General features: G+C 70.6%; 8 protein-coding genes. 6 read left to right on the plus strand and 2 right to left on the minus strand.

The window, feature by feature from the left end:
• Positions 1-33: 33 nt before the first annotated feature.
• Positions 34-411 carry a PPOX class F420-dependent oxidoreductase gene (locus VGX25_RS14890; protein ID WP_326918370.1) on the minus strand — a complete coding sequence of 126 codons (378 nt, stop codon included), beginning with the start codon at positions 409-411 and terminating at the stop codon, positions 34-36.
• Between the two features lie 36 nt (positions 412-447).
• Positions 448-912, minus strand: coding sequence for a YdeI/OmpD-associated family protein (locus VGX25_RS14895; protein WP_326918371.1), 465 nt, complete (start codon positions 910-912; stop codon positions 448-450).
• Between the two features lie 33 nt (positions 913-945).
• Between VGX25_RS14895 and dcd the strand changes: the two genes are divergently transcribed.
• The 6 genes from dcd to VGX25_RS14925 all read left to right on the plus strand — a co-directional run bounded on the left by dcd (position 946) and on the right by VGX25_RS14925 (position 6,752).
• Positions 946-1,533, plus strand: coding sequence for a dCTP deaminase (dcd, locus tag VGX25_RS14900; protein WP_326918372.1), 588 nt, complete (start codon positions 946-948; stop codon positions 1,531-1,533).
• Positions 1,534-1,629: 96 nt separating this feature from the next.
• Complete coding sequence (locus VGX25_RS14905; RefSeq protein WP_326918373.1) at positions 1,630-2,397, plus strand: DUF4097 family beta strand repeat-containing protein; 768 nt, start codon at positions 1,630-1,632, stop codon at positions 2,395-2,397.
• A 158-nt stretch (positions 2,398-2,555) separates the two neighbouring features.
• Positions 2,556-4,415 carry a molecular chaperone DnaK gene (gene dnaK / locus VGX25_RS14910; RefSeq protein WP_326918374.1) on the plus strand — a complete coding sequence of 620 codons (1,860 nt, stop codon included), beginning with the start codon at positions 2,556-2,558 and terminating at the stop codon, positions 4,413-4,415.
• Positions 4,412-5,125: a nucleotide exchange factor GrpE gene (grpE, locus tag VGX25_RS14915; protein ID WP_326918375.1), complete on the plus strand. Its 714-nt coding sequence runs from the start codon at positions 4,412-4,414 to the stop codon at positions 5,123-5,125. The genes dnaK and grpE overlap by 4 nt, the downstream gene beginning before the upstream one ends.
• A gap of 20 nt (positions 5,126-5,145) precedes the next feature.
• Positions 5,146-6,330 carry a molecular chaperone DnaJ gene (dnaJ, locus tag VGX25_RS14920; RefSeq protein WP_326918376.1) on the plus strand — a complete coding sequence of 395 codons (1,185 nt, stop codon included), beginning with the start codon at positions 5,146-5,148 and terminating at the stop codon, positions 6,328-6,330.
• The gene (locus VGX25_RS14925; RefSeq protein WP_326918377.1) at positions 6,327-6,752 is read left to right on the plus strand and encodes a heat shock protein transcriptional repressor HspR; all 426 of its coding nucleotides are present in this window, start codon (positions 6,327-6,329) and stop codon (positions 6,750-6,752) included. Before dnaJ ends, VGX25_RS14925 begins: the two co-directional genes overlap by 4 nt.
• Positions 6,753-6,979 lie beyond the last annotated feature (227 nt).

Genomic DNA, 6,979 nt, shown 5'->3' on the forward strand with positions numbered 1-6,979 from the left:
CGTCTCCGGGATCCCGGAGGCGCCCGCACGGTGTCACGAGGCCGACAGCTCGTAGTGCAGGGTCCGGTATCCGCGTAGCCGGTGGAGCAGCGGGACCAGCAAACCGTGCAGGAACGGATGCTTGCGGGCGAGCAGGCGGGCCGCATGGCGGGCCTCCTCGGCGTCGAGCAGCCGGGCGCGGCCGGGGATGGCGGGCCCGGTGACCGTGCCGCGTGCCGTGGACGGTGCGACCGTCACGTTGGGATTGTTCTTGAGCCGCTTGGACTTCCAGGCGGCGTCGTAGGTGCGGAAGTACCCGTGGTCGCCCTCGACGGCCAGGCTGACCGGGGTGCCGATCGGGGTGCCGTCGCGTTTGAACGTGGTGAGCAGGACGGTCTTCTGCCGGGTGAACCGGGCCAATGTCGTCGTCATGCCACTCGGACGGCGTGGCCGCCGACATTGTGACGACTACCGGCGTTGTTTGACGCCGGCGGCGAGGAGGTCGACCATCTCGGCGATCCGGGCGGCGCGCTGGTCGGGGCGGCGCTTGGTGGCGTCGACCCAGCGGAGGTAGGCGCGGCGGTAGAACTGGGCGAGGGAGTCGAAGAAGGCGGCGGCCTCGGGGTTGGCGGCCAGGGCGGCGGCGATGTCGTCGGCGAGGTCGTCGCGTTGCGGGCCTTCTGGCGACAGGACCGCCTCGACCCGGTCGCCCGGTGCGAGCCCGCAGTCGCGGAGCCAGGCCGGGCCGAAGGCGATGCCGTGCCCGGAGTCGAGCGGCTCGATGATGCCGCGGATGCGCCGACCGTTGATCGTGCCGGTGACGTGGTGCCGGGTTTTGGCGCCCCAGAGGGTGTCCGGGTCGAACGGGACGGGCACGATCACCCGGCCGCGGGGCCCGGAGACCACCGTGGCGGTGAACCGTTGTGGTGTCACGGAGACCGATGGTAGCGACGCTAGGGTGGGCGGGTGCTGCTGAGCGATCAGGATCTGCGCAAGGAGCTCGAGTCCGGACGGTTGCGGGTCGAGCCGTTCGATCCGGCCATGCTCCAGCCGTCGAGCATCGACATCCGCCTGGACCGGTACTTCCGGGTGTTCGACAACACCCGGTACACCCACATCGATCCGCAGCAGCAGCAGGACGAGCTCACCACGCTGATCGAGACGGTCGGTGACGAGCCGTTCGTCCTGCACCCCGGCGAGTTCGTGCTCGGTTCGACGTTCGAGGCGGTGGCGCTGCCGGACGACCTGGCCGGGCGGCTGGAGGGCAAGTCCTCGCTGGGCCGGCTCGGGCTGCTGACGCACTCGACGGCCGGCTTCATCGATCCCGGCTTCTCCGGGCACATCACGCTCGAGCTGTCCAATGTGGCCAACCTGCCGATCACGCTCTGGCCGGGCATGAAGATCGGGCAGCTGTGCCTGTTCCAGCTGACCTCGGCCGCGGAGCACCCGTACGGCTCGCAGCGGGCCGGCTCGCGCTACCAGGGTCAGCGCGGGCCGACGCCGTCGCGGGCGTACCTGAACTTCCACCGCGTCGAGACCCGGCGGGACGGCTGAACCAGGGTCAACTCGGGGGCGTCCCCGATGCCACCCCGGGCCGGGCGGACCTAGCGTCGAGGCGACACAGGGTTCATGACGCCGAGGGGTGCAGCCATGGGGCGAGGACTGCTGGTGACGACGCTGGGGGCGGGCCTGCTGCTGGTCGGCGCGTGCGGCTGGTGGGGCGACGCCAGGAACACCGAGGTCGACGACGCGACGGTGGACGCGCGGATCACCAGCGTGCGGATCGCCAACGAGGCGGGCGCGGTCACGATCCGCGCCGGGGACCGGGCCACGGTGCACCGGTCGATCCACTACGACCGGGACCGGCCCGGCCCGACTCACCAGGTCGAGGGCGACACGCTGGTGATCGAGTCGTGCAAGCCGGACAACTGCTGGATCGACTACGAGGTGACCGTGCCGGCCGGCGTCAGGGTGAACGGCGCCGTCGACTCCGGCAAGGTGGACGTGGAGGGGGTGGCCGGCGTCAACCTCAAGGTCGAGTCCGGCGCGGTGACCGTGCGGAAGGTGGCGGGGCAGGTCAACCTGGAGGTCTCCTCCGGCCGGGTGAACCTGACCGACATCGGCGACGCGGTGGCGGTGAAGTCGAGCTCCGGCAGCGTGACGGTGGACCAGGCGCGCGGCGCGGTCACGGTGCACAGCGATTCGGGCACCGTGTCGGTGCGGCTGGCGACCGTGCAGAACGTGGTGGCTCAGGCGGACAGCGGGAGCATCGACGTGACCGTGCCGCCGGGCGCCTATCGGGTGACGGCCAGCACGGACAGCGGGCGGGTGACGAACGGCGTGCCCAACGACCCGGCCGCCGGCCACCGGATCGACCTGCACACCGACAGCGGCAGCATCACCGTCAAGCAGGGGTAGGTCCCGGGAACGATCTGCGAGCCTCGCGCGTTGAGCCTGCAGGAAGGTTGAGCGCGCGAGGCTCAAGTCTGGTTTGACCGGTCGGGAGGACCGGTTGCAAACTTGCGCACGGCACGCTCAACGAGCGAGACGCAGGACTCAGGAAGCAGGAGGAATCCATGGCGCGAGCGGTCGGCATCGACCTGGGGACGACCAACTCCGTCGTCGCCGTCCTCGAGGGCGGTGAGCCCACGGTCATCGCCAACTCCGAGGGTTCGCGAACCACCCCATCCATCGTGGCCTTCGCCAAGAACGGCGAGGTGCTCGTGGGCCAGCCGGCGAAGAACCAGGCCGTCACCAACGTGGACCGCACGGTTCGCTCGGTCAAGCGGCACATGGGCAGCGACTGGAAGACGGAGATCGACGGCAAGACCTACACCGCCCAGGAGATCAGCGCCCGCGTGCTGATGAAGCTCAAGCGGGACGCGGAGGCCTACCTCGGCGAGCAGATCACCGACGCGGTGATCACCGTGCCCGCCTACTTCGAGGACGCCCAGCGGCAGGCCACCAAGGAGGCCGGGCAGATCGCCGGCCTGAACGTGCTGCGGATCGTGAACGAGCCGACCGCGGCCGCCCTGGCGTACGGCCTTGACAAGGGCGAGAAGGAGCAGACGATCCTGGTCTTCGACCTCGGCGGCGGCACGTTCGACGTGTCCCTGCTGGAGATCGGCGAGGGCGTGGTCGAGGTCCGGGCCACCAGCGGTGACAACCACCTCGGTGGCGACGACTGGGACCAGCGGATCGTCGACTGGCTGGTGGACAAGTTCAAGGCGTCCACGGGCATCGACCTGAACAAGGACCGGATGGCCCTGCAGCGCATCCGCGAGGCGGCGGAGAAGGCCAAGATCGAGCTGTCCAGCTCGACCAGCGCCAACATCAACCTGCCGTACATCACGGTGGACGCGGACAAGAACCCGATGTTCCTCGACGAGACGCTGACCCGCGCGGAGTTCCAGCGGATCACCAGCGACCTGCTGGACCGCACGAGGGCGCCGTTCAACAACGTGATCAAGGACGCCGGCATCAAGGTGGGCGACATCGACCACGTGGTGCTGGTCGGCGGCTCCACTCGGATGCCAGCGGTCAGCGACCTGGTCAAGGAGCTGACCGGCGGCAAGGAGCCGAACAAGGGCGTCAACCCTGACGAAGTAGTCGCAGTGGGAGCGGCCCTTCAAGCCGGCGTGCTCAAGGGTGAGGTCAAGGACGTCCTGCTGCTCGACGTCACCCCGCTGTCGCTGGGGATCGAGACCAAGGGCGGCGTGTTCACCAAGCTCATCGAGCGCAACACCACGATCCCGACCAAGCGCAGCGAGATCTTCTCCACCGCCGACGACGGCCAGACCACCGTGGGCATCCAGGTGTTCCAGGGTGAGCGCGAGATCGCCGTGCACAACAAGAAGCTGGGCACGTTCGACCTGACCGGCATCCCGCCGGCGCCGCGCGGCGTGCCGCAGATCGAGGTCACCTTCGACATCGACGCCAACGGCATCGTGCACGTGTCGGCGAAGGACCTTGGCACCGGCAAGGAGCAGTCGATGACCATCACCGGCGGCTCGGCGCTGCCCAAGGAGGACATCGACCGGATGATCAAGGACGCCGAGGCGCACGCCGAGGAGGACCGCAAGCGGCGCGAGGAGGCCGAGACCCGCAACCAGGCCGAGACGCTCGTCTACCAGACCGAGAAGTTCGTCAAGGAGAACGACGAGAAGATTCCGGCCGACGCCAAGGAGAAGGTCAACGCCGCGATCAAGGAGGCCAACGAGGCGCTGGCCGGCACGGACGTCGGGGCCATCAAGAGCGCGATGGAGAAGCTGGCCACCGAGTCCCAGGCCATGGGCTCGGCCATCTATGCCCAGACCGGGGCCAGCGCGTCCGCCGGTAGCGGCGGCGCGTCCGGCTCGACGGGTGAGGGCGCAGGCGCCTCCGGCGCCGAGGACGTGGTGGACGCCGAGATCGTTGACGAGGACGGGAAGAAGTGAGCTCGGACGACAAGCGAACCAACGGCGACTCCGGAGAGGAGCCTCGAGTCGTGGTGCGCGACCGTCGTCGCATCGACCCCGAGACCGGTCAGGTGCGGGCGACGCCCGAGCCGGGCCAAGGGACGCCGGCCACCCCGGCCGACGTCCCGGCCTCGGCCGGCGCCGAGCCCAACCTGGAGGCCGAGTTGAAGCTCCAGCTCGAGGAACGGACCGCCGACCTGCAGCGTTTGCAGGCCGAGTACGCCAACTACCGCAAGCGGATCGACCGCGACCGCGAGGTGGTCGTCACCATGGCGAAGGCCCAGGTGAGCTCCGAGCTGCTGCCGGTGCTCGACGACATCGAGCGGGCCGAGCAGCACGGCGACCTCACCGGGGCGTTCAAGTCGGTGGCCGACAAGCTGGTCGCCGCCCTGCAGCGGGCCGGTCTCGAGTCGTTCGGCCACGAGGGTGAGCCGTTCGACCCGGCCGTGCACGAGGCGGTGCAGCACACCACGTCGCCGGACGTCACCGGGCCGACGGTGACCGCGGTGCTGCGCCGCGGCTACAAGTTCGGCGACCGGGTGGTGCGCGCCGCGCTGGTCGCGGTGACCGATCACGAACCGGCCCCGGTGGTCGAGGGTGAGACGGTCGAGGAGGAGTCGGCCAACGACTGGTTCGAGCCGGCATCGGAAGACCCGCCGCCGCGTGCCGACGGCAGCGGGCAGAGCTGAGCGGAGGGAGGGGACATCCGATGAGCGCTAGGGACTGGATCGACAAGGATTTCTACCGCGAGTTGGGGGTCTCCTCCGACGCCAGCGACGCGGAGATCAAGAAGTCGTACCGCAAGCTGGCCAGGGAGCTGCACCCGGACGCGAACCCGGGCAACACCCAGGCCGAGGCGCGCTTCAAGGCCGTGTCCGAGGCCTACGGGGTGCTCGGCGATCCGGAGAAGCGCAAGCAGTACGACGAGGCGCGCCGGCTGTTCGGGTCCGGCGGGCTGCGCGGTGGGTTCGGCGGCTTCGGCGGCTCGACCACCAACTTCGACTTCGGCGACCTGTTCGGCGGCGGCCAGACCACGTCGTCGGCCGGCGGTTTCGCCGGCGGGCTCGGCGACATGCTCGGCAACCTGTTCGGCCGGCGCAGCGGAGCGACGGCCGCCGGCCGGCCGCGCCGCGGCACCGACGTGGAGACCGAGATCACGATCGACTTCACCGAGGCGGTCCGGGGCGCCACGGTGCCGCTGCGATTGTCCGCACCGTCCACATGCGACACCTGCCTCGGCTCGGGCGCCAAGCCCGGCACCTCGCCGCGGACCTGCCCGACGTGCGGCGGGGTCGGCCTGGTCAGCCGCAGCCAGGGCGCGTTCGCGTTCAGCGAGCCGTGCCGCGACTGCCGTGGCACGGGCCGTATCGTCGACGACCCGTGCCCGGAGTGCGGCGGCGACGGCGTGAGCACCAAGACCCGGACACTGACCGTGCGGATCCCGCCGGGCGTCGACGACGACCAGCGGATCCGGCTCGCCGGGCAGGGCGAGCCGGGCAGCAACGGCGGGCACGCCGGCGATCTCTATGTCCGGGTGCACGTCACGCCGCACCCGGTGTTCGGCCGGTCCGGCAACGACCTGACCATCAAGGTGCCGGTCACCTTCACCGAGCTCGCCCTCGGCACCAAGCTGGATGTGCCCACTTTGGACGGCAAGGTGTCCCTCCGGGTCCCGGCCGGCACCGCAAGCGGTCGCGTGCTTCGTGTGCGCGGCAAGGGAATCGCCCGCCGGGACGGGCAGTCCGGCGACCTCCTGGTCACCCTGCAGGTGTCCGTTCCGTCCAAGATGGACAGCGCGGCCAAGGCGGCGCTGGAGAGCTACGCGGAGGCCACCGCCGGCCATGACCCGCGGCCGGAGCTGACCAGGATGCTCGAGCAGAGGAGGGGATCGTGACCGACATCCCGTTCCCGCCCGGCGCCGACGAGGACACCCCGGTATTCGTGATCTCGGTGGCCGCCCAGCTGTCCGGCCTGCACGCCCAGACCCTGCGCGGCTACGACCGCATGGGCCTGGTGTCCCCGGGCCGGACGGCGGGCGGCGGCCGCCGCTACTCCATGCGCGACATCGCCCTGCTGCGCGAGGTGCAGCGCCTGTCTCAGCACGAGGGCGTCAACCTCGCCGGCATCAAGCGCATCATCGAGCTCGAGCGCGAGGTCGACGACCTCCGCTCGCGCATCGCCGAGCTCACCGAGGAGCTCGCGGCCGCCTACACCGCGGCCGAGCAAGCCGCCGCGGCGGTGCACGCCTCGTACCGGAACGAGCTGGTTCCCGTGCGAAGGCAGACGGCGTTGGTCGTGTGGAGGCCGAAGAGGTAGTACCCGGGGGGTGGGGGCGCCGTGGTTTGGATGGGTGGTCGGTTGCGTCGGCGGCCGCCGGTTGGCGGGTAGTGGGCGCCGTGCTTCGGATGGATGGTCGGGTTGCGCGGCGGCTGGCCGTCGGCGGGGTGGTTGGGCGCGCGGGGGTTGGCTTGGGGTGCCGTTGGGCGGTTGGCGGCGGGGTAGTGGGCGCCGTGCTTCGGATGGATGGTCGGGTTGCGCCGGCG

It is taken from the genome of Actinophytocola sp., assembly GCF_035942955.1.
Classification (GTDB): Bacteria; Actinomycetota; Actinomycetes; order Mycobacteriales; family Pseudonocardiaceae; genus DASYTH01.

Coding starts and splice junctions, on each gene's coding strand:
- VGX25_RS14890 (WP_326918370.1), bottom strand. CDS start 411: ATGACGACGACATTGGCCCGGTTCACCCGGCAGAAGACCGTCCTGCTC.
- VGX25_RS14905 (WP_326918373.1), top strand. CDS start 1,630: ATGGGGCGAGGACTGCTGGTGACGACGCTGGGGGCGGGCCTGCTGCTG.
- dnaK (WP_326918374.1), top strand. CDS start 2,556: ATGGCGCGAGCGGTCGGCATCGACCTGGGGACGACCAACTCCGTCGTC.
- dnaJ (WP_326918376.1), top strand. CDS start 5,146: ATGAGCGCTAGGGACTGGATCGACAAGGATTTCTACCGCGAGTTGGGG.